Source organism: Streptomyces sp. NPDC034049, from assembly GCF_055575575.1.
Genome location: NZ_JBVISJ010000001.1, coordinates 146,015 through 172,860 on the forward strand (window position 1 = coordinate 146,015; position 26,846 = coordinate 172,860).

The window sequence follows — 26,846 nt, forward strand, 5'->3', positions numbered from 1 at the left end:
CCCACCGCTGAATCCGCCTCCTCACTGTGCGGCGATCGCTCTGGTCCGCTTTCCGTTCCACCGCATCGCCGACGCGCACCGAGCGGTGGAGGGCGGTGCGGTCGGCACGGTCCTGGTGGACGTCGCAACGTGACGCCCCGTCGGCCATCGAGCGAACGTCACGGCTGTTGCGGGGCCCGGCCTGGGGCACTGCCCTGCCGGGTGCCGGGTGCCGGGTGCCGGGCGGCGGGTTCAGTCCGTGATGACGGCGTCGCGGTGGATCCAGGTGGGGTCGTGGGACGCCTTGTGCAGGAAGTCGGCGACGTCCGCGCGGCTGATCGTCGGGTTGCCCTTCATCGGGAGACGGTGGCCGGCGCGGTAGCCGCCCTTGGCGGGGCCCTTGGTCAGCATGGTCGGGTAGACCAGCGTCCAGTCCAGGCCGCTGGAGCGGATCGCCCGCTCGGAGATCGCCTTGTTCGCGTAGATGTTCCGGAGGAAGGTGCGGTAGAAGATCTTCTGTACGACGCTCGCCGAGCGGTAGGTCTCACCCACTCCGAACGAGGACAGCCACACCAACCGGGAGACGTTCCGCTCCCGGGCCGCGCCGATCACGGCCGTCGCGGCGCGGGTGAACAGATCGTCGGCACGTATCGAGGTGCTCCTGCCGAGAGCGGAGACGACGGCGTCCTGCCCGACCATGGCTTTCGCGACGTCACCGTGCGAGGTCGCGTCCCCGGCGACCACGGTCACCCGGTCCGCCAGGTCCGCCAGAGCCTCCGGCCTGCGCGCCAGGACGGTCACCCGGTCGCCCGCCGCGAGGGCGAAGTCGACGACATGGCGGCCGGTGGGACCGGTCGCACCGAGGATCAGGAGATTCATGGGAGCGTCCTTCGTCTGAGGATCGGAAGAGCCGGGTGACGTCTCGCGGGACGGGGTGCGGGGCGTCGGCCGGGCGGAACCTGCCGTTCATGGAGGCGAGCCTGCAAGATCCGCGCCCTTCCGGCGAGCCCGTGGCACCTTCCTGCCAACGGCATACTGAACGCATGGCACAGGTCATCGAACTCCGCGGTGATGTCGAGTTCTGGGCCCGGGTCGGGCCCCTGGCGGAGTCGGACGCCGGGGAATGGGTTCACATCGCCCACGACCTCGACACCTGGCCCGGAGCCCGTGAGGCCGCCCGCCGCCAGATGCGCCTCGGCAAGGTGCACCGGGCGCGCAAGCTGTACAGCCCCGCCGTTCTCGCCGACGAGCGCGACCGGGACGTCCTGCGGGAGATGGCCGCGTACGGCTTCCGGATCCGGATCGCCACGGCCCCCCTGCCGCAGGGCACCGTCATCATCGACCGGCGCACCATGATCCTCACCGACCCGGCGTCCTCCGCGCCGGGCACCCAGCGGCCGCGCACGTACACGATGAGTGCCTCGCCGGCCCTGATCGGCGGCACCTACGCGCTCTTCGAGGCCGCCTGGGAGAGCGCGGCCGACCTGTCCACCTTCCTCGATCCGCAGCGGCCCCGCGTGGACGCCGGTACCTCCAAGGTCCTGCGCGCCCTGGTCTCCGGCGCCACCGACGAGGTGGCCGCACGCGAGCTGGGCATGTCGCTGCGCACCTACCGCCGCCGGGTCGCGGAACTGCTCGTCAGCCTGGACGCGGCCTCACGCTTCCAGGCGGGCGTACGGGCCGGGGAGTTGGGTCTGACCCGCGGATGATCGGCGCCGGGCGGGGCGTACGGGGCCTGGTCGGTCGGGCGGTGTGTTCCGTGTGTGGGTGGTGGGGCGCGAGAGGGGGGCTTCGGCCCGGCGTGACAAAATAGGGGGCTGTTCGTCCGTCCTCCGATGCTGCGAGGTTCTCCGTGAGCAAGCCCGTGGCCCGCGAGCCGCTGCGCCGTAATTCGCGGTCCAACCGGGCGCGCATCCTGGCCACGGCCCGTGAGGAGCTGGGGCGGAACCCCGATGTCACGCTGGAGGAGCTGGCGCGGGCCGCCGGGGTCGTCCGGCGTACCCTCTTCGGACACTTCCCGGGACGGGCCGCGCTGTTGGAGGCGCTCGCCGAGGAAGCCGCCGAGACGTTGCGGAACACGGTCGAGGCCGGGCCGGAGTCGGGGGATCCGGCGGAGCCGGCCGAGCGGGCGCTGGCGCGGTTCGTGCTCCGGATGTGGCCGGTGGGCGACCGCTACCGGATGCTGCTGGCCCTCGCCCGGCGGGACCTCGGCTCCGAGCGCGTCGCCGAGGTGCTCGCGCCGGCCCGCGAGGCCGCCACGGCGATCCTGGAGCGCGGGCAGCGGGACGGCGTCTTCCACTCCCATCTGCCGCCGGCCGTGCAGAGCGCCGGCCTGGAGGCGATGCACGTCGCGCTCCTGGAGTCCGTCAACACGGGTGCGCTGGAGGACGACGGGCACCGGATCGCCACGGCCACCCTCATCGCGGCCGGCGTGCCGGAGGAGCGTGCCAGCGCGGTGGTCGAGGAGGCCGCGTCGGCGCTCGCCACGACTCTTCCGGCGGACGGCGCCTGAAGCCTCTCAGGCCGAACCGTTCGAGGAGGTGCCCCGGGCGTCGTCGCGGCGGAAGGTGACCGACTTGGCGGAGAAGCGGGCCGTGAGGCCCAGCTCCGTGGCGGTGACCGAGCGCAGCCGGAGGCCCCGCCGGGGATGTTCCGGAGCGCGATCGGCTCGGCGAAGACCCTGGTTCAGCCCTGGGTCGGTTCCAGCGCGCGGCCACGGCCCGGTCCACCGCGACGGGCGCGAGCACCGGGGCGGACCGCGAGGTGGCGACGACGGCTAGCGTTCCGCGGCACCAACGGCGTGCGCGGGGTGCGGAGTTGACGCCTCGGGTGTGCCGCTGGTCGTGGGGTGGCGGGGACGGCTCGGGGTTTCAGACGAGGCTCGGGGGCGACCCGGTCTTCCGTATGTGAGCGACCTTCGCGGTGGCGGTGTCGGGGGCGACTCCGGCGGTGACGAGGGCGGCGGTGGCGGCGCCGGTGCCGTCGTCGTACCAGAGGCCGCGGTTGACGCAGTCGAGCAGGGCCAGCAGCTGGGCCTCGACGGCCCGGGTGAGCGGGTAGGGCGGGAGGGTGGTCTGGAAGACGCCCTGCCGGTGGCCGTGCGTGAGGACCTTCGTGACCAGGTCGCGGGCGGGGGACAGCAGTTCGTCGACGCGGGTGGGGGTGAGGTCATGGCCGCGCGCCAGCCGGATGAGGGTGCGGTAGCGGTCGCCGACGGGCCACACGGTGAGGACGAGGCGCGCCAGGTCGGCGGCGGCGTCGGCGGTCTCGGCGGGGGCGTCCGCGACGGCCCGCCGGATCGCCTCCGCGGCCTCGGCGGCCAGGCCCTCGACGAGCGCGGCCCGGCCGGCGAAGTGGACGTACACGGTGCGCCGGGCCACACCGGCGGCCTCGGCGATGTCCTCCAGGCGGCTGTCGGGGTCGCGGGCCAGTTCCCGCCGGGCCGCGTCGAGGATCCGGGCACGGGTGGCCTGCGCGTCCCGCCGCTGAGGCGAAGCCGCAGTCGGAGGGGGAGGAGGTGGCGTCTCGTGGCGCTGTGCCGGAGACGGCCTCGGCCTCGCCGTCGGTGTTCGTGCTGGTCGGCTGGTCACGTCGGTACCTCGGGGGCGGGTGGAAGGAGGGGGGTCATCGCGATAGTTGCACAGCAATGGGCAATAAACTAGTCTGCACATCGATGGGCAATTAAGTGATTCTGCTCGTCGTCCCCGTCCTCTAGGAGCTACCGATGCCCTTCCTCGCGAACACCCCCGTGGAGAAGATGACCGGGCCGTACGCGCGGCGCTGGTGGGCGCTGCTCGTGCTGTGCCTGAGCCTGCTGATCGTGGTGATGGCGAACACGTCGCTGATCGTCGCCGCCCCCGACATGACCACCGACCTGGGCCTGAGCAGCAGTGATCTGCAGTGGGTCGTCGACGGCTACACCGTCCCGTACGCGGCGCTGATGCTGGTGCTGGGTTCGATCGGCGACAAGTACAGCCGGCGCGGCGCGCTGGTGCTTGGGCTGTTGATCTTCGCCGGCGGTTCGGTGATGGGGAGCATGGTCGACGAGACCTCGCTGGTCATCGCGGCCCGCGCGATCATGGGTGTCGGTGCCGCGGTCGTGATGCCGGCCACGCTGTCGTTGCTGGTCGCGACCTTCCCCCGGGGGGAGCGCGTCAAGGCCATCACCGCGTGGACCGCGACCTCGGGCCTCGCGATAGCCGTCGGCCCGCTGGTCGCCGGCTGGCTGCTCGAGGACCACGCCTGGGGCTCGACCTTCCTGATCAACGTGCCGATCGCCGTCGTCGCCGTGTTCGGCGCGCTCGCCCTGGTGCCGCCGTCCAAGGCGGAGGGCATGGGCCGGATCGACTACGTCGGTGGTCTGCTGTCGATCGTCTCGGTCGGCTCCCTGGTGTACGCGGCCATCGAGGGCCCGCACTTCGGCTGGGGCGTCGGTCCTGTCACCGCGGCCGTGGTCGCCGGTGTCGGTCTGCTCGCCTTCGGCGCCTGGGAGTTGCGTCACCCGCACCCGATGCTGGACGTCCGCAAGTTCGCGCTGCGGCCCTTCAGCGGCTCGATGCTCGCGGTGCTGTTCTTCTTCTTCGGCACGTTCGGCGCGATCTACTACTCGACGCAGTTCCTGCAGTTCGTCCTCGGCTACGACGCCCTGGACACGGGTGTACGGCTGCTGCCGCTGGCCGGTGCGGTGTTCCTCGGGGCCGTGGTGACCGGGAAGCTGACCCCGAAGCTGGGGGTGAAGGCGATGGTCGTGACCGGCATGGCCGTCGGCACGGCGGGCGTGTTCCTGCTCACCCAGATCGACAAGGGTTCGACGTACGGGGACTTCCTGGCGCCGATGATGATGCTGGGCTTCGCGATCGGGCTGAGCGTCTCCCCGGCGACCGACACGATCATGGACTCCTTCCCCGAGTCCGAGCTGGGCGTCGCCGGCGGTGCCAACGACACCGCGCTGGAGCTGGGCGGAGCGCTGGGCATCGCGGTGCTGGGCTCGCTGCTGGGCACGGCCTACCGGGACGAGCTGACCGATCTGGTGGGCAACCGGCTCCCGGGCGAGGCGATGGAGATCGCCAAGGACTCGGTCGGCGGTGGCCTGGCGGTCGCGGAGCGGGTCGCGCAGGATCCCTCCGCCGGGCCGCAGCAGGCGCAGGCCGTCGTGGACGCCGTCCACCAGGCCTTCGCCCACGGTGTCGCCCAGACCAGCCTCATCGGCGGGATCATCATGGCCGCCGGAACCCTGATCGTCCTCGCGGTCCTGCCGGGCCGGCGCGGGTTCGCCGAGAAGAACGCCGAGCCGGGGGCCGGGACGGCGACGGCGGACGAGGCAGCGGCTGAGCGGGAGCGCGCCGGGTCCACCCGCTAGATCGCCCGGGCGGGGCGACCGCCGGGTCGCCGGCGGGGCGTCCCCTGGGTCGCCGGCGACGCGGCCCCGGATCGCCGGGCGACGCCTCTGCCGGAACGACGGTTCCCGTCCACGGTCACGGGAGTCCCGTGGGAACACCTCACCGTCCTCGGCCTCCGGGCCGCCCCGGGCTCGACTCCGGGGCGGCCCGGAGGCCGAGGGACCGTGAGATGAAAGCGGCGGTGGGCTCTCGCCGCAGAAGCCGCCCTGCGGCGACAGGCCACCCCCGCTCTCCTCCGCTGAACCGCACCCACCGCCGCTCGCGCCCCTGCGGCCCCGCTCGCACCCCCCGCCACGCAGCCCCGCACGTCACGCCCGCCCCCTCATGGCGCATCAAGGCGCAGGCGTCAGCCCCAAGTTCTCGGCCGACTGTCGCAGGGCCTCGACCAGTGCCGAAGTCCGGGGCTGTGGGCCGGACGGGGAGGCGGGCCATGTGGCTGCGATGCGGCGGTGGCCCGCCACCGGGACCGTGGGCAGGGCCACGGTTTCCGGGGGTGCGTCGGTGAGGGCCAGGGTGGGGACCACGGCCGCGCCGAGGCCCGCCCGGACCAGGGACAGCGCGGTCGGGAACTCCCGAGCGGTGTGGGCGCGGCTCGGGGTGAAGGCGTACTGCGCGGAGATGCGCGCCAGGGCGCGGCCGCACGCCGTGCCGGGCGGTGCGGTGACCCAGGGGCGGTCGGCGAGATCCCTGACCGAGCGGGGCGTCGGTGACCAGTCGGCCGGGGTGACCACGCGGTACTCGTCGTCGGCCACCGGCGCGGACGCGAGGTCGCGCCACTGCTCGTGCGGGTCGGGATCGTCGCCGTCGTACTCGACGACCAGCAGATCCAGTCCGCCGGTGCGCAGTTCGCGCAGCGCCTCGGGGCCCTCGGCCTCCACCACCCTCGGCTGCAGTTCCGGGTGGGTGCGGGCGAGGGCGGCGAGGGCCGGGACGAGCAGATGGCACACCGCCGAGGAGAACGCGGCGACCGTCACCGGCCCCGTCGAACGGCCCGTCAGCTCGGCGAGTTCACGGCGGGCCTCCGCCAGTTCCCGTTCGATCCGTTCCGCCCGCGCCGCCAGCAGCCGTCCCGCCGGGGTCAGCCCCGCCCGGCGCCGCGACCGGTCCACCAGCGGCTGACCCACCTCCCGCTCCAGCTGCGCCAGATGCTGCGACACGGCCGACGGCGTCAGATGCAGCACCTTCGCCGCGTCCACCACACCGCCGCGCAGCGCCACCGCACGCAGGACGCGCAGCCGACGGGGATCCAGTTCCATAAGCCACACTGTAGTGCCGCTTCAGTAAATCTTGCTTGTGATGAAGTGGTACTACAGGGAGGATGCGTGGCATGAGCACCGAGTCACGGCGGATCGTCGACCTCAGCCACCCCATCCGGCACGGAATGATCACCTACCCCGGGCTGCCCGGCCCCGAGATCGGCGAGCACCTCACCCGGGAGGCCTCGCGGAAGATCTACGCCCCCGGCACCGAGTTCGCCATGGGCCGCATCTCGATGGTGTCCAACACCGGCACCTACGTCGACAGCCCCCACCACCGCTTCGACGACGGCCAGGATCTCGCGGGCCTGCCGCTCGACCGGCTGATCGACCTCGACGGTGTCGTCGTACGCGTCGAGGGTGTCGACGACCGCGGCCGGGCCGTGGACCGGGAGGCGCTGCTGCCGTACGACGTGAGCGGCCGGGCGGTGCTGATCCACACGGGCTGGGCCCGGCACTGGGGCACCGACCGCTACGGTCACGGCCACCCCTACCTCACCGCCGACGCGGTGGCCTGGCTGGTCGAGCAGGGCGCCGTCCTCGTCGGGATGGACACCCTCAACATCGACGACACCGACGACGGCACCCGTCCCGCGCACACCGGTCTCCTCGCCGCCGGCATCCCCGTCGTCGAACACCTGCGGGGCCTGGAGCAACTGCCCGCGCGGGGCTTCCGTTTCCACGCCGCGCCGCCGGCCGTCGAGGGCATGGGGACGTTCCCGGTACGGGCGTACGCGCTCCTCGACGCGTAGCCGAAAACCGGTCGGCGCGGGCGGTGTCCAGGGCCCTAGGCTGACGCCGTGACCGATCTCGACATCAAGCGCGTGGACGGTGCGGCCGGGGACGAGGAACTCGAGGCCTGGCGGCACGTCCACAACACGATCATCCCGGCCCACCTGCTCTCCCTGGACGACGTCCGCGAGCGCGCCGTACGCAACCACCTCGAACTCGCCCACGCGGACGGCGTCCTCGTCGGCAACTCCACCGTGCGTCCGCCCGAGGGGGACGGCGCGACGGCCATGGTGATCGCGCGCGTGCTCGCCGAACACCGGCGTCGGGGGTTCGGCGAGCAGCTGTACGAGCGGGCCGTGCGGCGGGCGCGCGAACTGGGCGCCCGGACGATCGAGACCTGCGTCCTGTCCTCGAACGAGGACGGCCTGCGGTTCGCGCTCGACCACGGTTTCGTGGAGACCGAGCGCTATCTGCTGGACGGCGACACGATCCCGTGGATCGACCTGCGGCTCGACGACACGGGCGCCGCTTCCCAGGTGCACTGACCCGCAGCGCCGTCGCGGGCGACGTACGCCCCTCGCGCGAACGTCGCCCGCCGCGGCACTACAGCTTCCCGGCGATGTCCAGCGCCGCCACGTACCCGAAGGTCATCGCCGGGCCGATCGTCGATCCGGCGCCCGCGTAACTGCGGCCCATCACGGCGGCGCTGGCGTTGCCCGCCGCGTAGAGACCGGGGATCACCGTGCCGTCCGGGCGCAGGACGCGGGCGCGGGCGTCGGTGAGGAGTCCGCCCTTGGTGCCGAGGTCGCCGGGGACGATGCGCAGGGCGTAGAACGGCGGCAACCACAGCGGCGCCAGGCAGGAGTTGGGCGTCACGGACGGGTCCGAGTAGTAGTGGTCGTACACGCTGTCGCCGCGCCCGAAGTCGGTGTCGTCGCCCTGCCGGGCCAGGGAGTTGAAGCGGTCGACGGTGGAACGGAGGGCGGCGGCGGGTACGCCGATCGCGCCGGCCAGCGCGTCGAGCGTCCACTCCTTGTGGACCGCCCCGGCGTCGTACCACTCGTCGGGGAACGGGAAGGTCGGCGCGATGTCCTTGAACAGGTACCGGTTGCGGTAGTTCTGGTCGACGATCAGCCAGGCCGGGATGTGCGAGGCGGACGAGGTGTCCTTCTCGTACATCGTGTGGACCACATCGCTGTACGGGCCCGCCTCGTTGACGAACCGCGCACCGGCCTTGTTGACCAACAGCCCTCCGGGCAGCGTGCGTTCGGCGAGGCAGAACCAGGCCTGGCCCGGGGTGTCGACGGCCGGTCCCCACCAGGCGTCGTCCATCAGCGCGACATCGGCACCGGCGCGCTGGCCGGCCCGTATCCCGTCGCCGGTGTTCTCCTTGGCCCCCACCGACCACTGCGTTCCGACCGGTTGCTCCTGGTACTGCGCCCGCATGGCCGCGTTGTGCTCGAAACCGCCGGAGCCGACGACGACGCCCCGGCGGGCCCGGACCAGCCCGGCGGAGCCGTTCCTGGTGACGACCACACCCTTCACGGCGCCGTTCTCCAGGTGCAGGTCCGTGAGCGGGGTGTCGAGCCACACCGGCACGTCGGCGCCGAGCAGCCCGGCCCGCAGCCCGCCCGCCAGTGCCTGCCCCATGGTCAGCGGCTTCTGCCCGAGCAGGGCGGCCTTGGTGCCCCGGGCGAGACACTCGGTGGCGACGGCCAGCCCCTTGGCGCTCACGGCGGTCAGCGCGAGCCACTTGTAGTCGGCGCTGAACACCACCATCCCGGCCGGCGTGGCCAGATAGGCGGGATTCAGCCGTGCCAGCTCCTCGCCCAGCAGGTTCCCGTCGAACTGGTCCGGTTCGATGGACCGCCCGTTCGGCAGCCCGCCCGGCAGCTCCGGGTAGTAGTCGCTGTACCCCTCCATCCAGCGGAACCTGAGCGGGCTGTTCGCCATGACGAACGACAGCATGGCGGGCCCGTGGTCGAGGAACGCCCTCTGCCGGTCGGCGGGCACGTCGTCGCCGACCACGGCCGCGAGGTACCGCGCCGCCTTGGCCGGGGTGTCCGGCACCCCCGCCGCCTTGATCACACTGTTGTTGGGCAGCCAGATCCCGGCCCCCGACCGCGCCGCCGACCCGCCGAACGTCGGCGCCTTCTCCACGACGACACAACTCAAGCCCTGCTTCGCCGCCGTGAGCGCGGCGGTCATCCCGGCCGCGCCGGAGCCGACGACGACCACGTCGTACGTGCCGAGCAGGGGCGGAGCGGCGGCGACGGCGGCCCCCGCGAGCCCGCCGCCCGCGGCGACCGCGGCCCCGGCCCCCGCGGCCGTCCCCAGCACCCGCCGCCGACTCGGGCCCGCCTCGGGCCCCGTACGTCTCTCAGGATCCGCGCTCTTGGACATGCGGGACGCTCCAGCCTCACGAAGGGACGGGTGGCGGTGCTGATCCCCCGGCGGCAACGCGACCACGCTCCCGTACGCCCCGGGCTGTGTGCGGAGCCTCGAATCTGACGTGAAGGCATGGTGAAGTCAAGACACGCGTCGGGCATGGTGGCCGTGGACGGCGGAGAGCTGCGGGCTCCTCCCTGGCCGGTGCCGCGGGGGTGGTTCAGCTGTCGTGCGGCAAGGCCGCGTCAGGCACTGCTGTACGCCCTGAGAACGTAAGTTCACGCATGCCGCCAATCTGGGCGTGGTCGGCTACGTTGGCATCAACAAAGTGGCGTTGACTGGACGCACGGGACGAGTTCCGGCAGCGTGGTCCCGGTCGGCGGGACCAGGAGAGGGGAAGCGCTGTGCAGGACCTGGTGCCGACGCTGGACCGTGTCCGGACGCCGGACGGACGGCTGTTGCGGGTCGAATGCTCCGGTGACCCGGGTGGGCGGCCGGTCTTCCTGCTGCACGGCATGCCCGGCAGCCGAGTGGGCCCCCGGCCTCGCTCCATGTTCCTCTACCAGCGCGGCGTCCACTTGATCAGTTACGACCGTCCGGGCTACGGCGGCTCCAGTCGGCTGCCCGGGCGTCGGGTCGTGGACGTGGCCGAGGACGTCACAGCGATCGCCGATGCGCTGGGCCTGGACCGGTTCGCCGTGGTGGGCCGTTCCGGCGGTGGCCCGCACGCACTCGCCTGCGCGGCTCGATTGCCGCACAGGGTCACCAGAGCAGGCGCACTCGTCACACTCGCCCCCCGCGACGCGGAGGGGCTGGACTGGTACAAGGGGATGTCGGCCTTCAACGTCGACGAATTCCGCTTGGCGTTCAAGGACCCCGAGCGTTTCATGGCCCAGCTCATCCCGCGGTCCAAGGCGATCCGCTCCGACCCGGCCAAGCTACTGGAACAGATCCGGCACGATCTGACCGCTGACGATCGCAGGATCGTCTCGGACAACGGCATCCGCTCCATGCTGATGCGCAATTACATCGAGGCACTGCGCACCTCGCCGTACGGCTGGATCGATGACGCTCTCGCCCTGGCCGGGCCGTGGGGGTTCGATCCAGCTGACATCCGCACGCCTGTGCGGCTTTGGCACGGTGTGCAGGATGTCTTCTCCCCGCCCGCGCACTCGTCGTGGCTGGCTGCGCGCATTCCGCGCGCCACCATCGTCCTTGAGCCGGATGCGGCGCATTTCGGGGCCCTGCGTGCCCTGCCGGACATGCTGGGCTGGCTTCTGGAGGACACCCCGTTGCGAGAGGGGTCGGCGACAAGCGGCGAAGGCACCCCCTCCTCCTTCTCGATCGCTCACACTGCCAGTGGTTCCAGGTCCCGGTAGACCCGTTGCTTCTGGCTGACCTGTTGCAGGATCGCGTTGTTGTGCCCCAACACCGCTGCCTGCTGTCCCAGTGCGGTCAGCACCTCCGTGCTCATCTGCTCCGCTTCCGCAGTCCGCCCCAGCGTATGCAGCGTCAGCGCCAGGTTGCTGCCTACGGCCAGGGTCTCCGGATGGTGGGCACCCAGAACCTGCCTCAAGTCGTTGAGTGCCGTCTCCTCCGACAGCCGCGCTTCCTCCAGATGCCCCTGCTCGGCGAGGACATTGGCGTGGTTGGCGCGGCAGAAAAGGGTGTGAGGGTGCCGTTCGCCCAGGACGTCCGCCATGAACTCGTGCGCCCGCCGGAAGGCTGACTCCGCTTCGCGCTCTCCGCAGCTCCACTGGTAGATGGCCAGGTTGTTCAGCGCTGCCAAGGTGTAAGGGTGCCGCTCTCCCGGTACCTTCATGTACTCCGTCAGCGCTAGGTGTGCCTCGCGCCGAGCCTTCTCGTTCTGGCCCGTGGCGTACAGGTCGGCTGCCCAGTTCAGGTCGCAGGCCAACGAGTCGGGCGTAGGCGCGTCGTACTGCGCCCGGTACTCGGCCTGGGTCGCCGTGGTGAGCCGCTCCGCCTCCTGGAACCGCCCGGCCCGACGCAGTGACACGGCCAGCCCCTTGGCGCAGCTCAACGTGCCCGGAAAGGCCTTGGTCAGCGTGTCCTTGTGCGATGCGTAGGCTTCCTCCAGGAGCCTCACCGAGTCTGTGTAGCGGCCCACTTCCCTGAGGTCGCGGCCCAGGCTGGACGCTGACGAAAGCGTGTAGGGATGGTAGGGCCCCAGGACCTCCTTGCGGCGATCGTAGGTGTCCTGGTCGATGTCCCTGGCCTCGCTGTACCGGCCGACCATACGCAGCGCCAGGGCGAGGTTGTTCGCCGCGTTGAGAGTCCGCGGGTGGGAGTCGTGGAAGATCTGCCCGTATCCGTCGTAGGCCTCACGGGCCTGCTCGACTGCCGACCGGTACTCCCCGAGAGCTGCGAGATCGCCGCTCAGACCTGACATCGTCATGTAGGTGTGCGGATGGGTCGGGCCGAGAACTCGACGCTGTCGGTCCAGGACGTCCTCGTCGATCCCTCTGGCCTCCACGTATCGGCCCTGTGACCGCCGTACGTTGGCGAGCTGGGCGCGAAGGTACAGGTACTGCATGTGATCCTCGCCGAGTGCCGGCTTCCAGTGCTGCAGTATTTCTTCGGCGAGTTGTGCCGCGGCGGTGAACCCTCCACGCTTCCACAGATACCGAACGCGGTCGATGAGCAGGCGACGCGGTTCGGACTCGCGGCACTCCCATGCGTTGGAGGCCAACAGATGGGGCCAGATGATTTCCAGGCGGGGCCAGCCCTCGGGATTGTCCGTGGGCTCGTCGTCCTGTGGCCGGGCGCCGGCGAGCACCAGATGGACGACATGCCTGGCCTGCCGCTGTTCCTCTGCCGAAAGCTGTGAGCGAATCACGGCCTGCACCAGACGGTGGATCTGGATGCTGTTGTTGACCTGGTCGATCTGCGCGAGAGCCAGGCGGCTGATCTCGCGGACGACTCGGCCGAGCAACAGTCTTTCCTGAAGAGTCGGATCCACCGACCTGAGTTCGTCGAGCATCTCCTTGCTGTAGAGCAGAGCCGACGAGATCGGCTCCGGTCCCATGAACGCGCACACTTGCAGCAGCCGCACGGACGCCGGTGAGCGTTCTTGCAGCCGGGCGATGGACACCAGCCAGGTGGCGGCCACCGTATGCGGGTAATCGGCCGCCTGGTTGAGGTCCAGCACGTTCGAGGTCTGCTCGGACAGCAGGCGCAGATACTCCTCGACGGGCGCCGCCGTCTCGGCGAGCCAGGCCGCCGCCTGCTCCACGGCGAGTGGCAGGTCCCCGACCGCCTCCGCCACCCGATCGGCCTCCTGCGCGCTCAGCCCGGGTGTGCGTCGGGAGAGGTGCTCGACACTCTCCTCGCGGGTGAACACGGCGACGGGCAAGGGCTCGCCCCGCTCCCCCCATGCCTGGTTGCGCGAGGTCACCAGGATGTGCCCGCTGCCGCCCGCAGGGATGAACCGTGCCAGGGCGGCGGGGTCGTCGGCGTTGTCGAACACGAGGAGCCAGCGCTTCGTCTTCGCGTCACGCGAGAGCAGGCGTACCGCCTCCTGACTCACCTGCGTGATGTCGTCACCCCCCTGTGCCCCCATCCGCGCGCCTAGTTCGGCGAGGGAAGCGACGACGTTCTCGGTCTCCTCGGCGGAGATCCACCAGACGAGGTCGTAGTCGGCCATGAACCGGTGCACGTACTCCAACGCGACCTGTGTCTTGCCCACACCGCCGAGTCCGAACAGTGCCTGAGGCTTCGGCACGGCTACGGTCATGTCCTCCCGAAGTTGATCACGGAGTCGATCGAGAACAAGCGCCCGGCCGGTGAAGGTGGTGTTGCGGCCAGGCATGTTCCAGATATCGGGTGTGCGTCCCGGGAAGCTCGGGTCCATCGGCCCGCTCGCCAGAGTTTCCGCCCGCAAGTCCAAGGCCCCGAGCAGGGCCGCGATGCACTGGGTCTCGTCCAGTCCGAGCAGCGTGGGCGTGGAACTCCGATAGGGCCCGCTGAGCCGGACCTCGTCGACGCGGAACGCGACACCAGGGGCGTGGGCCTGATCCGAAGTGGCCTCCATCAGCAGGCGCCACGTGGCGTGCGCGTTGCGGGAGCTGATGAATGGGCCCGACAGCAGGAGCACCGCGCGGGTTCCGACGTCCGGCTGGGTCGGCGCGTGGCTGGTGACGTCGTGCAGGGTCACGTTGCACCCTGTGCGCTTGAACGCCGACTCCGCCCACTCGGCCCACAGACGGTTCTCCGCCGCGTACACGATCAGGATGTCCGGTCGCGTCGGCCGTGGTGTCCGGCGGGTGAAGGCGTCCAGGCAGCGCGATCGCACCTGTTCGGGGATGGGGGGAAGGTGTGTCACCTCACCATTGGTGATCTCCGCGGTGAGTCGTTCGAAGGCGGACAGCATGGAGTTCGGCATGCCACTCTTGTCGCCCACGGTCGCGAGAGTCTCCTCGTAGGCGTAGAAAGGGCGGTACGGGATCTCGACCGCGCCCCAGTACGCGTCGAGCTGCTCCGGCGTTCGATTCTCACCGCCGAGGGTCTTCGGCAGACCCGCGAACCGCATGCGGGCCAGCGCCCGTCCCGCCTCGACCTTCTGTTTCTCGCCTTCGTCGACGCGCATGGGTACGGGCAGGACCCGGATGCGTCGCTTGCGGTAGCCCTCCTCGACGTTTCTGGCCACATCGGCCGTGCCGTCCAGAGCCTGGCCACTGAGGGTGAAGCAGGCGACCACCACGTCGGGCATCTGGATGGTGCAGATGTCCGCGTTGTCCGTGAGGCCGGTGCGGCTGTCGATCAGGACGTAGTCGTACTTGGCCCTCATGTCGTCGCGCAGGGCGTCCAGGAAGAGGCCCCCACCCAGGCGCTCGTAGAAGTTGTCCCACTCGAAGGACGACACGGTCGCTGAGTACTCACGGTTCTGCCTGCCCGCTGAGAGGAAGTCAAGGGAGCCACCGTGCGGAAAGGACAGGCCGTGCTGCTCGGTCGTGAGTGACACGGCGTGGTCCTCGACCCGTGCGTAGTCGAGGTGCCAGGGGCCACTGCGAGGGCCGCCAGTCGTCGCCGCCCAGCTGTACTCGGTGATGATGTCGATCACGCCGCTGGTGGCGGCGAGCGCGTTGGGGTCGAGGAACGGACTGAAGAACCGGTGCAGGCCCGGCGCCTCCAGGTCCCAGTCGACGGTCAGTACCCGCTTGCCGTTGGAGGCGAGAATCCACGCTGTGTTGGCGAGCGCCATCGTGCGGCCCGTACCACCCTTGTACGAGTAGAAGGTGATGATGCGTCCGCCCGTGGCCGTCATGCTTCTCCTCCTGTGTCGTTCCCTGTCGCGGGATACGAGGTGTACGTCGGACCCGTGAGCCGGGGGCGAGGCACATGTGGGCCAGGTGGTGGATGGGCCTCTGCGTGTTTGAAGTACTGCCGTGTCGTGTGGGCCACGACGGCAGGGAGTATGTCGGTGAACGCCTTGAGGGTGGGAACGCCCATGACCGCGATACGGCAGTCGGTGCGCCTGCCTCGCTCCAGGATCAGGGGCAGTGTGCGGTCCAGCTCCGCAGCCAGGTGCCGACCCTCCTCGCCATGGCACTGCAGGTCGGCGCGGTTCCAGGGGACGATCGCACTGATCCAGGGGCGTGAGTTGTCATCGAGTGCCTTGAGTCTGCGCCTGCGGTCCTCGTCCGAGATCGCCCAGCGGTCGATGAGGAGGATGCCCGGGTGCCTGGTCAGGACTTTCTCGTCTCCTGTGCCACCATCAGACTCGAGCGGGCCGAAACCACCCCATTCCCAGGGGTCGTTGTCGAAATCGGAGACCGTGATCCGGTAGTCCAGCGACCGGATCATCTCCTCCGCGAGCGCCGGCAGCGGCCGGGCCGACTCACCGTGGTAAGGGTTCCAGTCCTGAGCCTCCTCGCCGTACGGGCGGTCGTCCCGATGCTCCGGTTTGCTGCTCCTGGTGGGCGCCACCACGGTCAGATGAATGCGGCGGGGGCCTTCGCCGCGAGGTTTGAAGGCGCTGGGTGTCGAGTCGTAGGGGCGCGGCCGGCTCGTCGGCAGGGGGGACTCCTGGGCCACACGCACGATCCGTTGGGCGAGAGTCATCACCGCCTCTTCGTATTCGTCTCTCAGCCTCTTGAGTTTGATCAGCCCATAGATTCCGTGTGCCAGATACCGCGCACCGAACGAGGAGTGGTCGACATGTATGTGCCGAACCGAATCGGGGAGAAGGTCGAAGTTCACATGGGTCCAGAGCGCCGGCACGATGGCGGGCAGATCCGAAGCCCCGGTGGCCGCCTTGGCCTGCACGATCCGTTCGTTGAACGCGTACCACTCCCGTCCGCACATCTCGCTGGTGAAGTAGCGGGGTGAGAAGAGCGGTACGAACACGCGGCAGGTGGCGAGGTTCTCGCTGAGCTGGTCCGGCCAACCCTGCCCGGAACGCAGCTCCCGATCCATGAAACCGGCGGGTGCTCCCGCCGGCAGGTCGGTGAGTGCCATGACGTGGTTGCACAGATCCTTGAAAAGCGTGTGCACCCAGTGATCGGGGTCGCCCCCGTCCGGCCCCCAGGTCGGGGTGTGGGCGTAACTCAGGAAGAAATAGGGCCTGTTGTCGATCGGGCCCCATCCCCGTTGAGGTGCCACCGCATGCCCCCTGTTGCTGATGACCTGGTATGTACGTGGATGGTCCGCGCCGTCCGGCTCACGCGGGTGACGGATCGGTCCCGCTTCCGCCGACGGGGCGTTCGTGAGATCGCATGCTCTGTCGATATCCCGACATCTCGACTCGGACGGCGTCCACAGTGTCTCGCATTCGGAAGAGCCGCACCTCCCTTCCGGCGAATTCCGCCTCCGAGAACAGCCCCCGCGGTAGTCGTGCGCCGAGCTCGGCGAAATCGCTGTCGTCGAGCACGGCGTCCTCGTAGGAGATCCAGTTGCCCTTTCGCCCGACCACGCAGCGATAGGTGCGGAGGGGTGGCGGTGGAATCATCCGATATTCGGCGAGATGGAACGCGGTGCAGGCCGCGAAGCCGATCCGGAGGAGGAGCACCTGGGCGTCGGCGGCGTAGAGGCGAGCCAACGGGGAGCGTTCTCCGAGATGGCAGTGGGGGTCGTGGTCGTCGAGGAGTTCCGCGGCTCTGGGGCCGATCGCGGCGAAGGACGTCTGCGGATGGGCGCTTCGCACAGCGCCGGGCGTCGTCCGTACGTGCTCTGCCAGCGCCCCCATCGTGGGGCAGGGAGTGGCACCCTCCTCGAAGGGTTGCATGGACCTGTGGAACTCGGCTCTCTCCTGTTCGGTCATGCCCCTGGTCAGATTGCGGTAGGCGGGCGACGTGTCCGAGTTCTCCGGCGTGAACGCGGGCACGACGAGTGTGCCGTCGGGGCCCAGCACGTCGCGCAGAACGGAACTCACCGCGGCGGGTGAGAGGCCTGTACCGCTGAGGGACGCGTGCACCATGAGGATGCCACTGCGATGGATGCCCAACTCCTGCAACGTACGGCGAAGCCGGGTGCTGTCAGTCATGGAGAGCCGTCCACTCCGATCTCAGTTCGTCAGCCAGGTACGCACCGGTCTCGGTGAGGTCCGACGCCGGCAGCGCGGCCAGCTCCTCCAGAGCGAGGCCCGCTCGATGCCGCGCCTCGGCGGCACGGGAGGAAGAGGGTACGGCCCAGCCCATGTCGTCGCTGACGAGATCGAGCAACTGTCCGGCACGGTTGCCCGGCACGTTCAGCTCAGTGACCTGACGCAGGGCCACGAGCCTCGCACGGCGCCCCAGCCGGAGCAGTTCACGGACGAAGACCTCGGGATCGAAGTCGACTGCCGCTCCAAGGGCTTTCAGGCCCCCTCTGCCCAGGTGGAGGCCCGCGCCGGCGCGGAGCGGTGTGATGGTGGTGGTGACCGGAGCGTTGATGCCCTCGCGCCAGCCGGGAACGCGTTCGGTGAGGAGCGCGTATGCCGTCCGCAGACGCTCCAGGAAGGCGTCCGCGTCGGACGAGTCCAGGGGTGGGGTGGGGGAGGCCGGATAGCAGTCACGGTAGGGGTCGGCGTCGTCGAGCAGGAGCGTCGGCCCCCCGGGGAGGGCCAACGAAGCCAATGGGCGCCACTGGACGCCGACTTCGACGTCGGCGACCTCGTTCTGTCGGAACGTCCGCTGTGAGGACGGGCCCCGCAGTACCTCGAAGCCGTCGGCGCTCACACGGAACTCGACCCGGCCGGGCTGTGAGAGGCCCACGGTGCCCAGCGTCGGCAGATGCACGGAGAGGCCGGTGTGGTCCCACGCCAGGGTTGCCTCGACTCGAGCGCGCACGGCGGCCGCCACGGCCGCGCCCATGAAGTGGGGGAGGTCCACCGGTCCGTGCCGGGATCGGAGCAACGACGGCCTGAGGTAGGGATGAGCGAGGACCGTGTCCAGATGCTCCGTTGTCGCCAGGTCGGAGTCAAGGCTGATCAGGAGCTTCCAGGCGGTGTCCCACTCGGGGGACCCCTTCAGGGCCAGGTTCAGTTCGGCCAGCAGGGTGCGGTCCAACTCGACTTGAGCCAGTGCCAGTTCGTCTCGGCTGGTGACCGCAGGAGCAAGCGTGCGGTTCGTGATGCGTTCCGCGACCCCTTCGATGAAGGAGCGCAGGTCGGCACAGTAGACGGACGGGTTGTCGAATCCCCGTTCGGAGCTGTATCGGTGGGCGTAGAGGCCCCCGCCGCAGGACTTGACGACCGGGCATCGCCGGCAGGTCTCACTGATCCCTTCGATGCCGGCCTGGCGGGCGAGCACACCGGGGTGCCGGGCGAACTCCGCGAATCCGTGGCGGAAGACGTCGTAACCGGTCGCGGCAGCACCGTGGAACGCAGTTTTCAGGGAGTCGGCTTGTTCGAAGGTGCCGTCGGTCTCGATGACCGCGAGGTCCGCCGGAGCAAGGCCCATCGATTCGGTCAAGGAAGGGCCGCCGCGCAGTGTGCTGAGAACCGAGGAGAAGACACGGACCCGCATCGGCCGTCCTTGCTCCTCCCAGCGGTCGAACACTGTCAGCAGCCAATCCGCGTAGGGCGTGGTCGTCACGCCACTGCCGGGGGGCGGGGTCTGCCAGGTGGCATGCGGAAGAAGGTAGTCGAGACTCGGCGGGGCGAGGGCGGTGAGGGCGTCGTGCACTGCCACGGGGTCGTTGGCCACATCCACCGTGCACAGCAGGCCCTGGTAGAGGTGCCGATATTCAGGGAGACGGAGAAGTTCCAGTGCCTGCAACACCCGGTCGTGGCTGCTGCGGCCCTTGCGGTCGCGCCTGTGGCGGTCGTTGGCCGCGCGGTCGCCGTCGAGAGAGACTCCGACCTTGACCTTGAATTCCCCCAGGACGTCCAGGTGTTCCCGGTCCAGGCGTATTCCGTTGGTGTGGATGCGCAGGTCCAGTTCGGCGACTGGGGCCAGGACGCGAGTCAGTTCCGCGCAGATACGGCGGAGCCGCGCAGGCCCCACGAGGAGGGGTTCACCGCCATGCAGGATCACCCCCACGGAGGTCGAGCCGCTCTCGGTGATGTACTCGGCCAATCGGCGGGCGACCTGCCTGACGGTCTCTTCCGAGATGACGGGCGGCCGTCCGCGCCAGCTCTGGTCCGCGTGTTCGTACACATAGCAGTGGTCGCAGGCGAGATCGCATCTGCTGTGGACCTTGAGGACTACTTCCCGGATCGGCATGTCCGGCACCCCACTCCTAGCTGCCTGTCTCCCTGCACTGCTGCGGTGGTTCATCGGTCGGAGTCCCGGACTACGCAGTGGTGCAGTGGGAGTGGAGCCTTGGCGCGCGCGAGGCTAGAGACTCGAATTGAAGGAGGCGTGAGGCTTGACCTCCGCTCCCTGCACGTCGGCAACTCGCCCGATGGTTCTCCTGGTTGTGATCGCGTCAGGGGACATCGCCGAAAGGCGTGTTGTCCTCCTCGGGGTCGACGCAGTGGTGGCCGGCCCGTGTGTGGTGTTCCTGTCCGGCGAAATCATCTCTATTTGCTTCACCTTGGTTCGAGGCCAGGGTTCTGGCGCCTTCGGCGCAGAGGTCCGGCGCTGGAGTCAGGGGTGGTGCAGGACGAGGGTGCGACAAGCGCAAGGCCGCACGGTCATCTTCTCAGCCCCTCGGTGGGGTGGGCAATGTGTATCGCATGGTGTCCGGGCCCACCTTTGTGCCGCGCGTCAGCGGTGCCGACCGAGCGCCCGGCGGCCGAGGTCGTACAGCATGGCGCTGACGGACAACGTGACCAGAGGCCAGGCCACGTGCGGCGGAATGTACCCGGTGCCGATGGCGATCATGAGGCCTGTGCCACCTCCGGCAGCGGTGACGGCCGTGATGCGAGGGAGAGGGGGAATGTGGAAGGTCACGGCGTGCCCTCCGGGTCGGGGCGCGGCGTCGTCGCTCTCCACGCGCCGCTTCGGTATCTGTTGCGGATGGGATTTGGCGGACATGGCTGTCTCCGTCCACAGGTTTACTGAGGGTCCGAGCGGCTTGGCTCGTGGAGTTTGGGCGAGTTCTATCATGCGCGGACGAGGCTCGCCGCCTCCGACGGTAAAGGGTGTCCGTCCGTCGCCGTGATTCACGGACAGGCGGCCTGGCGCGAATTCAAGATTGACGAGAGCATGACCGTTCCGTTGACTTCCCGGCATCCGTATGAGGTCTGCATGGCTGCGACGCCCGGCCCCAGCACTACGGTGAGTGATCGAGATCTGTCTCCGTTGTTCCAGGTGTGCGATGAGAAGGCGGTGACCCATCAGGGTGAATCGTTCAAGGTCGTCCGTCTGCAACTGGTCGTCCTGCTGCTCGCGACCGCCACCGCGTCACTGGCGGAGCGGGTCGGGAGCCGGGTGCCCTCGGCCGTCGCGGCCGTGCTGTACGGCCTGACCATCGGGATCGGCGTCTATGTGTCCCGGCGCCGTGCGCGGGCGCAGTGGCAGGCGCACAGGGCGGCGGCCGAGGTGGTCAAGTCGCTGGCCTGGCAGTTCATGGTCCATGGCGGGCCGTTCCCCTCACGGCTCGTCAATCCCGAGGCGATGTTCGCCGAACGGCTGGAGGAACGGCTCAGCGAACTGCGCAAGGTCGGGTGGGAGGACCCGCGCGAGTCCGTCACCGAACTCGGGCTCGGGCAGATCACGCCGAGGATGCGTGCGGTACGCGCCAAGGCGTTCGCGGCGCGGCGCGACATCTATCTCCGTGACCGGGTGCTGAACCAGCTGGCCTGGTACGGCGGCAAGGCCGGGCAGGCGCACCAGGCGTCCGTGCGCTGGTCGGGCGTCACCACCACCCTGACCGCGGTGGCCCTGGTCACCGCCGTGGCCCGGGCCCTGGGGGTCATCGGCAGCCGCTGGGACCCGACCGGTGTCCTCAGCGCCGCCGCCGCGGCCGGTGTCGCCTGGCAGGAGGTACGGCGTCACCGCCCGTTGACGTACGCGCACAAGCTCGTCGAGCAGGATCTGGACACCCTGCGCGTCACCATGACCACCACCGTCACGGAGGACGGGTGGGCCGACGCGGTCGCGGAGGCCGAGCGGCTGGTCTCGCCGCAGCACACGGACTGGCTGGTGCGGTTCGGGTCCTGACACGGGGAGGGGCACCCACGGGACGAGGGGGTCAGGCGCGGCGTACGCCCGGGCTCCACAGGACCGTCACCGGGACGCCCGTGAGGCGTGCGTAGTCGACGATGTCGGCCGTGCCGCCCAGACCGCGGGCGGGGGCGCCGTCCCAGACGGCGATCAGGCGGTCGGTGTGGTCGACGATGTAGCGGCCGGCCGCGTAGTACGCCTCCTCGTGGGTGCGTTCGTACGGCAGTTGCTCGCGTTCGGCGCAGCATTTGAGGAGGCGGCGGTAGGCGGCGCGGACCTCGTCGTCGCCGAGGTGGGTCTCGTAGTCCATGCCGGGGATGACGGCGGTCAGTTGCAGACCGCTCTCCAGGGCGATCTCCGCGAACAGCTGATCCGCCCCGGCGGCGAGGCTGCTGAGGGCCCGGGTGCCGGAGGGGCGGCCGCGCAACTCCGCCCGGATCCCCGAGCGGACGGCGGACAGGGCGGCTTCCGGGATCTCCCGGTGTCCGGTGATACCGATCCGGGTCACGGGCCCTGGCATCCGAGCGCTCACCTCCGTGGCCGTGTTCCTCCAAGTAACCCTAGCGGCGGGGCACTTCGGCGAGAACGACGCGTACGGGTGTTCGGTGGGGCGTCACGGGCTCACGGGGGCGACCACCGGGAGACCGTCGTGGTGCCGACCGCCCTCGTGTGCTCCGGATGCTGCCGCTCGTGGGCATGTTCGGAGAAGTGTTCGTAGGGGGTGTCGGCGGGGCGGCCTCGGGGCCGGGGCCGTCTCGGGTGCGTCGGTCAGTCGCCGACCGGGTCCAGGCTGATGGGTTCGATCCGGCCGTCCAGCATGGCGCCGACGCCGAGCGCGGCACAGACGTCGGGCCGTTCCGCGATGTGGACCGGCATCCCGGTGGCGTGGCGCAGCATCTGGTCGAAGCCGGGGAGCAGGGCGCTGCCACCGACCATCATGATGCCGCGGTCGGCGAGGTCGGCCACCAGGTCGGGCGGGCAGTCGCGGAGCACCTTGCCGATGCCGTCGACCACGGCGGTGAGGGGGGTCTGGATGGCGTCCCGTACCGCCGCGGTGTCCACCTGCACGGAACGGGCCAGTCCCGTCGCCACGTCCAGGCCGTGGATCTCGGTGGAGGTGGGGCCGTGCGGGGTGAGGCCGTTGCCGGAGAGGGCCAGCTGGAGCGGCCGTACGGACTGGCTCGGCAGCGTCAGCTCGTGGCGCAGGCGCAGGTGCTGCACGATCGCGTGGTCGATGGTCTCACCGCCGACGGGGATGCGTACCGCGCTGACGACCGAGCCGAGCGAGAGGACGGCGAGTTCGGTGGCGCCCGCCCCGCACACCATGATCATGGTGGCCTCGGGCTGCTCCACCGGCAGGCCGCAGCCGACCGCCGCCGCGATGAGGGTGTCCACCAGTTCCACCCGGCGGGCACCGAGGCCCACCAGGGTCTCGATCGTGGCGCGTTGGGCGAGCGGGTCCGCGCCGTGCGGGGTGCAGGCGGCGGCCCGCAGCACGGGCTTGCGGCGCAGTGTGCGGCGGACCCGGTCGCCCAGCAGCTGGCGCAGCATGCGCTGGGCCATCTCGATGTCGACCACCGTGCCGCCCGAGACGGGGCGGACGACCCGGATGTAGTCCGGCGTACGGCCCGTCATCTTCTCCGCGAACTCCCCGACCGCGATCAACGCGCCCGTCCGGGTGTTCACGGCGGCGACGCTCGGCTGGTCGACGACCAGACCCGCGCCCTTCACATACACCCGGGTTCGCGCGGCCCCGAGGTCGACGCCGAAGTGGCAGCGGCGCAGCTGCTCCAGACTGGCGGTCATCGCGGTCATTGCGGATCCTCCCGAGAGCACGGACCGTACGGACCGCCGGCGGTCGGCGGTTCCCTGGTTCCCTTTGCATCGTGCGGGGGGCGGGAGCGGGGTGCCTGTTGGGGTGGGCCGGGTGGGGGTGCGGCTGGACGGGTGGTTCGGTGAGGGTTGCGGAGGAAGCTGGACGGGACGTGCTATGTCGCTGCGAGGGAGCAGTACCAAGCGACGGGTCGGTCGTCCGGTTCCGCCGCGTGGAGGGGGCGGAAGACAGACGCGTCGACCGGCGCGCCACCGGCTGTGAGTTCCTCGTGGAGGAGGGGGGAGAGGATCACGACGACGGATCCTGGGACATGACCGAGGGCGGCCCGTATGTCCGAAGGCGGCACCGGGCGGGCGGTACCGGGGACACGCCAGAACGTCACGCGGACTGACGGCGGATCCGACAGCTCCGCGAGATCCCGTGGAAGTCGCCGCATGACCGGATCGAGCGCCGACAGGACGGATGCCGCCGAGGCGTCGGACTCGGCCCGGATCAGATAGTCGTCTTCCCGGCCGAGGACCTCGTACTGATCCGGAGCCAGTCCGCTCAGCGAGAGCAGCCGCGGCAGTGTGTGGTCCAGGGCGGCGAGGGTGCGCGGATGCTCGTGCGGAGGGGAAATCTCCAAAGTGATCAAGGTGCGGCCCTGTGCGTCGAGCAGTTCCCGGTACAGCGTCTCGAGCGCCGCGCTCGGTTCCCCACGCAGCTCCTGTTCCAGATGCTCCACGTACTCCTCGTACGACCTGACCGCGTCGCCGACCCGGCCTTGGTGGCGCAGGGCGAGCATGTGCAGGCGGCGGAAGTCCTCCCGTGCCGGGTGGGAGCGTACGAGCGCGCTCAGATCGGATTCGGCCTGTGAGAAGTCGCCGTTCTCCAGGTCGAGTTCGGCCCGGGTGACCCACAGGTCGAACCGGAGCGCGCGCAGGCGGACGCGGGCCGCCTCTGCGGCGGGGCCCGGTACGCCTTCCAGCGGTTCGCCCTGCCACAGGTCCAGGGCGTACTGGAGGAGGTCACGTGCCGTCGCGGTCTCGCCGTCCTCCCGGCGGAATCTCGCCCGGTCGGCGAGCTCTTCGCACCGGTACATGTCCACGGTGCGCGGGGTCGCGTAGAGGGCGTAGCCGCCGGAGGTGGTGGCGAGGATTCCCGGGCCCAGGGAGATCCGCAATCGGTTGACGTGCCGAGCGAGTCCCCGGTAGGCCCGGCGCTCCGGGAATCGTTCGATCCCCAGGCCTTCCGCCAGGTCGAGGTGCGTCACGGTTCTGCCGCTCTTGTGCAGGAGCATGCACAGCAAGGCCTGTTCCTCAGGAGGAAGGACAGGCAGAGGGCGACCGTCCCGGGTGACCCGCACCGGGCCCAGGAGCTGGTAGCCGTAGGGGTCGTTCGCGGACACGCTCTGATTGTCGTGGTTGGCTGACATGCAGAGTTCCCGACCATGGCGCTGTCTGTCGAGGTCGGTGGAGAGGAGGTGGTCCACCGCCTCGGTGAACCTCTCCCAGAAGGCGCGGCGGGCTCGGGGCGGTCCGGTGCCTTCCGGGTCGTGTTGTTCGGGGTGGACGGGTCCGCCGAGTAGCTCGGACAGCAGGCGTCCCAAGTCGCTGAGGTCCTTCGACTCGCTGGTGCGACCGTCCCGTCTCAGCGCGAACCGGGTGACCTTGACAGTGCCGTCGGGACAGAGCAGGACACAGTTCGGGGAGAGCCGGCCGTGGGTCAGGTCCCGGCTGTGTACGACACTGAGGCATCGCGCGACCTGGGCCGCCACAGAGGTCAGCATCCAGTACGGCAGCCGGACGCCTCCTTCGCCGGTGAGCTCGGCCAGGGTCACGCCTTCCACGAAGTCCGTGACGAGCCATGCGCCGCCGTTCCAGAATCCGAAATCGCGGACGCCGACCACATGGGGGTGCTGCACATCGGCGAGCGCTCGCGCCTGCTGAAGGAAGGTCCCGCGGTCATCCGGGGCGACCTCGTACCGGTAGGCGGCGACGGTCTGTCCATGGCCTGCGTCCACTGCCTTCCACACACCCGAGCCGGGTGCCAGCTCTGCCGTCAGCCGGTATGTGTCCAGCAGCAACCGGGGGGATGTTGCCGGGCCGCCCATCAGGTGCACACTTTCCTCCCGGACCACGGCGATCGGACCCCCGTCCGCGGTCACATCCGTGCCGCCGGGAGCCGCGACCTGGAACGTCCCGGGTGCGACGCCCGCCCGTTCGTCTATCAACTCGCCCATGCGTAGCAACAGTTCGGTGGTGAGGTATCGGGCTGATCTGGGCAATGTGCGCAGGAGCAGCTCCTGTACTCCAGGCCGGAATGCGTACGACCCCGGAGGGCCAGGGGCCGTGGTCAACATGCCGCTGAGAATCACTTCCGCCAGGTGCTGCGGATGTGGGTCCCGTTCGATGGCGGCTTGCACCAGGCGCATCACGGGTAAACGGGGTTCCCCGACCGCCAGATGGCCTGCCAGGCGGAAGGCCTCGGGCGAGGCGAGTGAACGGAACCGAAGCAGTAGTTCCTCCGGGGAAAGGCGGCTCACATCCCCGCGGCCCTGCTCGTCGACGGGTGACGGCGGCGGGACTTCACCGAGCAGGCCGACCGAACCGGGGAACCGGCCCGCATGGGCGACCAACCGGGACCAGTTTCCCAGCCAGGGGGCCGATGTCTCCAGGAACGGAACGGGGACCGCGCCACGCTCAGCGCTCTCCAGAGAGTAGGACTCCACGCCGTACGACGAGTTGGGTGCGGCGGGCCAGGACGCGCTGATCCTTGCGGTCTCGGCGGGCAGGGCCGTCGTGCGCCAGAGGCGCTCGGGCAGCGGCTGAACGATCGCGACCGGCATACGAGCGCACCAACGGCGCAGCGTCCGGTACCAGCGGTTGCCCGGAGTCCCGCTCCGCCACTGCGGGCCCATGCAGTCGCTGATCAGGAGCGTGACCGTGCGCCCGTCGCCGAAGGAATCCCGCTCACCGACGCGGCGCAGTGTGCCTTCGGCGGTCAGTCGGTTCAGCGTCACTGTGCGGAAGATGCCGGACTGGGCCAGCATGGCGTGGAGTTCCCCGACGAGAGGGCGCCAGATCGGCATCGTGGGGCCGGTGTCGTACACGAGACGCAAGGACAACCAGCGCTCCGTCACTGGCCGGAGTACGGGCGGCCACCACCGCGGTGGCACACCGAGTCGGGCGACGAGGCGGGCGGTGGCCACCTCGTCCAACTCCTGGCCCATCGGCGCGGGAACCCGGCGCCTCAAGGGGCGCAGCGCGCGTTGCAGAGTGAGGGGGTGGGGCAGCAGCGGTGGAGCGGGAGCGAGCAAGGGGGTGTGCGTGCCGGTGCCGGCGTCGGGCGGTGGAGGGGATCCCGGAAGGTGGAGGGGAATCCGAGGCGTCGTGCGCCATACGGAGCTGGGCGGGGCGGGAGCGTGCCGTGCACGCGTAGTCGTCGTGTCGGAGCTGGACTCGGTCGGCCCAGGCGCGTCCGGCCCCGCGGTTCCGGGCTTCTCGGCAGTGCCGGGAACAGGGCCTGAGGCCGACCCGGGGGTGCCGTCCGGCCGGATGTACCGCGAGAGCCAGAAGACTTCCGCCAGCTCGATGGAGGTCAGAAGTTGACTCGATCCCTTGTTCGCCCGGATCAGCACCTCAGCCAGGTGCCCGACGCCCGTAGCCGGACGGTTCAGCGAATCATCCGGCGTCCCCGCCCCATCTGCTGCCCTGTCGTTCATGGCCCC

Annotated in this window: 18 protein-coding genes; 7 read left to right on the forward strand and 11 right to left on the reverse strand. The window is 70.2% G+C overall.

The genetic code is table 11. From position 1 onward, the window contains the following. Positions 1–231: 231 nt before the first annotated feature. Positions 232–858: an NAD(P)-dependent oxidoreductase gene (locus ACZ52C_RS00660; protein ID WP_469072723.1), complete on the reverse strand. Its 627-nt coding sequence runs from the start codon at positions 856–858 to the stop codon at positions 232–234. A gap of 164 nt (positions 859–1,022) precedes the next feature. Here ACZ52C_RS00660 and ACZ52C_RS00665 point away from each other — a divergent pair, with 164 nt between their 5' ends. Together ACZ52C_RS00665 and ACZ52C_RS00670 are read left to right on the forward strand one after the other, a co-directional pair. Beyond that, positions 1,023–1,688 carry a helix-turn-helix domain-containing protein gene (locus tag ACZ52C_RS00665; protein WP_469072724.1) on the forward strand — a complete coding sequence of 222 codons (666 nt, stop codon included), beginning with the start codon at positions 1,023–1,025 and terminating at the stop codon, positions 1,686–1,688. A 143-nt stretch (positions 1,689–1,831) separates the two neighbouring features. Beyond that, positions 1,832–2,491 (forward strand): TetR/AcrR family transcriptional regulator, encoded by a 660-nt coding sequence (locus ACZ52C_RS00670; protein ID WP_469072725.1) that lies wholly within the window; start codon positions 1,832–1,834, stop codon positions 2,489–2,491. Positions 2,492–2,849: 358 nt separating this feature from the next. On the opposite strand, the gene ACZ52C_RS00675 is transcribed toward ACZ52C_RS00670, so the two are convergent. Continuing rightward, positions 2,850–3,569 carry a TetR/AcrR family transcriptional regulator gene (locus ACZ52C_RS00675; protein WP_469072726.1) on the reverse strand — a complete coding sequence of 240 codons (720 nt, stop codon included), beginning with the start codon at positions 3,567–3,569 and terminating at the stop codon, positions 2,850–2,852. A gap of 134 nt (positions 3,570–3,703) precedes the next feature. On the opposite strand from ACZ52C_RS00675, the gene ACZ52C_RS00680 reads away from it, so the two are divergent. Continuing rightward, positions 3,704–5,338, forward strand: coding sequence for an MFS transporter (locus ACZ52C_RS00680; protein ID WP_469072727.1), 1,635 nt, complete (start codon positions 3,704–3,706; stop codon positions 5,336–5,338). A 372-nt stretch (positions 5,339–5,710) separates the two neighbouring features. Here ACZ52C_RS00680 and ACZ52C_RS00685 read toward each other — a convergent pair whose 3' ends face one another. Continuing rightward, positions 5,711–6,634, reverse strand: coding sequence for a LysR family transcriptional regulator (locus tag ACZ52C_RS00685; RefSeq protein ID WP_469072728.1), 924 nt, complete (start codon positions 6,632–6,634; stop codon positions 5,711–5,713). 71 nt (positions 6,635–6,705) lie between these two features. Here ACZ52C_RS00685 and ACZ52C_RS00690 point away from each other — a divergent pair, with 71 nt between their 5' ends. Next, positions 6,706–7,386, forward strand: a complete 681-nt coding sequence (locus ACZ52C_RS00690; protein WP_469072729.1) for a cyclase family protein — start codon at positions 6,706–6,708, stop codon at positions 7,384–7,386. Positions 7,387–7,434: 48 nt separating this feature from the next. Continuing rightward, complete coding sequence (locus ACZ52C_RS00695; protein WP_469072730.1) at positions 7,435–7,911, forward strand: GNAT family N-acetyltransferase; 477 nt, start codon at positions 7,435–7,437, stop codon at positions 7,909–7,911. Between the two features lie 58 nt (positions 7,912–7,969). Here ACZ52C_RS00695 and kstD read toward each other — a convergent pair whose 3' ends face one another. Further along, positions 7,970–9,769, reverse strand: coding sequence for a 3-oxosteroid 1-dehydrogenase (gene kstD / locus ACZ52C_RS00700; RefSeq protein WP_469072731.1), 1,800 nt, complete (start codon positions 9,767–9,769; stop codon positions 7,970–7,972). 389 nt (positions 9,770–10,158) lie between these two features. On the opposite strand from kstD, the gene ACZ52C_RS00705 reads away from it, so the two are divergent. Further along, positions 10,159–11,133, forward strand: a complete 975-nt coding sequence (locus ACZ52C_RS00705; RefSeq protein ID WP_469072732.1) for an alpha/beta fold hydrolase — start codon at positions 10,159–10,161, stop codon at positions 11,131–11,133. On the opposite strand, the gene fxsT is transcribed toward ACZ52C_RS00705, so the two are convergent. From fxsT to fxsBH, 4 genes are read right to left on the reverse strand one after another with little or no spacing between them, the layout of a single operon-like run. Continuing rightward, positions 11,103–15,038, reverse strand: a complete 3,936-nt coding sequence (fxsT, locus tag ACZ52C_RS00710; RefSeq protein WP_469072733.1) for an FxSxx-COOH system tetratricopeptide repeat protein — start codon at positions 15,036–15,038, stop codon at positions 11,103–11,105. The genes ACZ52C_RS00705 and fxsT overlap by 31 nt on opposite strands. After that, entirely contained in the window at positions 15,035–16,375 is a 1,341-nt protein-coding gene (locus ACZ52C_RS00715; RefSeq protein WP_469072734.1) for a TIR-like protein FxsC, read from the reverse strand. The genes fxsT and ACZ52C_RS00715 overlap by 4 nt, the downstream gene beginning before the upstream one ends. Positions 16,376–16,433: 58 nt before the next feature. Next, positions 16,434–17,255: an AAC(3) family N-acetyltransferase gene (locus ACZ52C_RS00720; RefSeq protein WP_469072735.1), complete on the reverse strand. Its 822-nt coding sequence runs from the start codon at positions 17,253–17,255 to the stop codon at positions 16,434–16,436. Then, complete coding sequence (gene fxsBH, locus ACZ52C_RS00725) at positions 17,248–19,470, reverse strand: radical SAM/SPASM protein FxsBH, inactivated beta-hydroxylase extension form (protein ID WP_469072736.1); 2,223 nt, start codon at positions 19,468–19,470, stop codon at positions 17,248–17,250. Before fxsBH ends, ACZ52C_RS00720 begins: the two co-directional genes overlap by 8 nt. A gap of 915 nt (positions 19,471–20,385) precedes the next feature. On the opposite strand from fxsBH, the gene ACZ52C_RS00730 reads away from it, so the two are divergent. Then, entirely contained in the window at positions 20,386–21,300 is a 915-nt protein-coding gene (locus ACZ52C_RS00730) for a DUF4231 domain-containing protein (RefSeq protein ID WP_319099744.1), read from the forward strand. Positions 21,301–21,331: 31 nt separating this feature from the next. Here the strand turns inward: ACZ52C_RS00730 and ACZ52C_RS00735 are convergent, their stop codons facing one another. From ACZ52C_RS00735 to ACZ52C_RS00745, 3 genes are all read right to left on the reverse strand, one after another. Further along, entirely contained in the window at positions 21,332–21,823 is a 492-nt protein-coding gene (locus ACZ52C_RS00735) for a hypothetical protein (protein ID WP_469072737.1), read from the reverse strand. A 248-nt stretch (positions 21,824–22,071) separates the two neighbouring features. Beyond that, positions 22,072–23,109 (reverse strand): rod shape-determining protein, encoded by a 1,038-nt coding sequence (locus tag ACZ52C_RS00740; RefSeq protein WP_215457781.1) that lies wholly within the window; start codon positions 23,107–23,109, stop codon positions 22,072–22,074. Between the two features lie 182 nt (positions 23,110–23,291). Then, entirely contained in the window at positions 23,292–26,840 is a 3,549-nt protein-coding gene (locus ACZ52C_RS00745; RefSeq protein ID WP_469072738.1) for an SAV_2336 N-terminal domain-related protein, read from the reverse strand. Positions 26,841–26,846 lie beyond the last annotated feature (6 nt).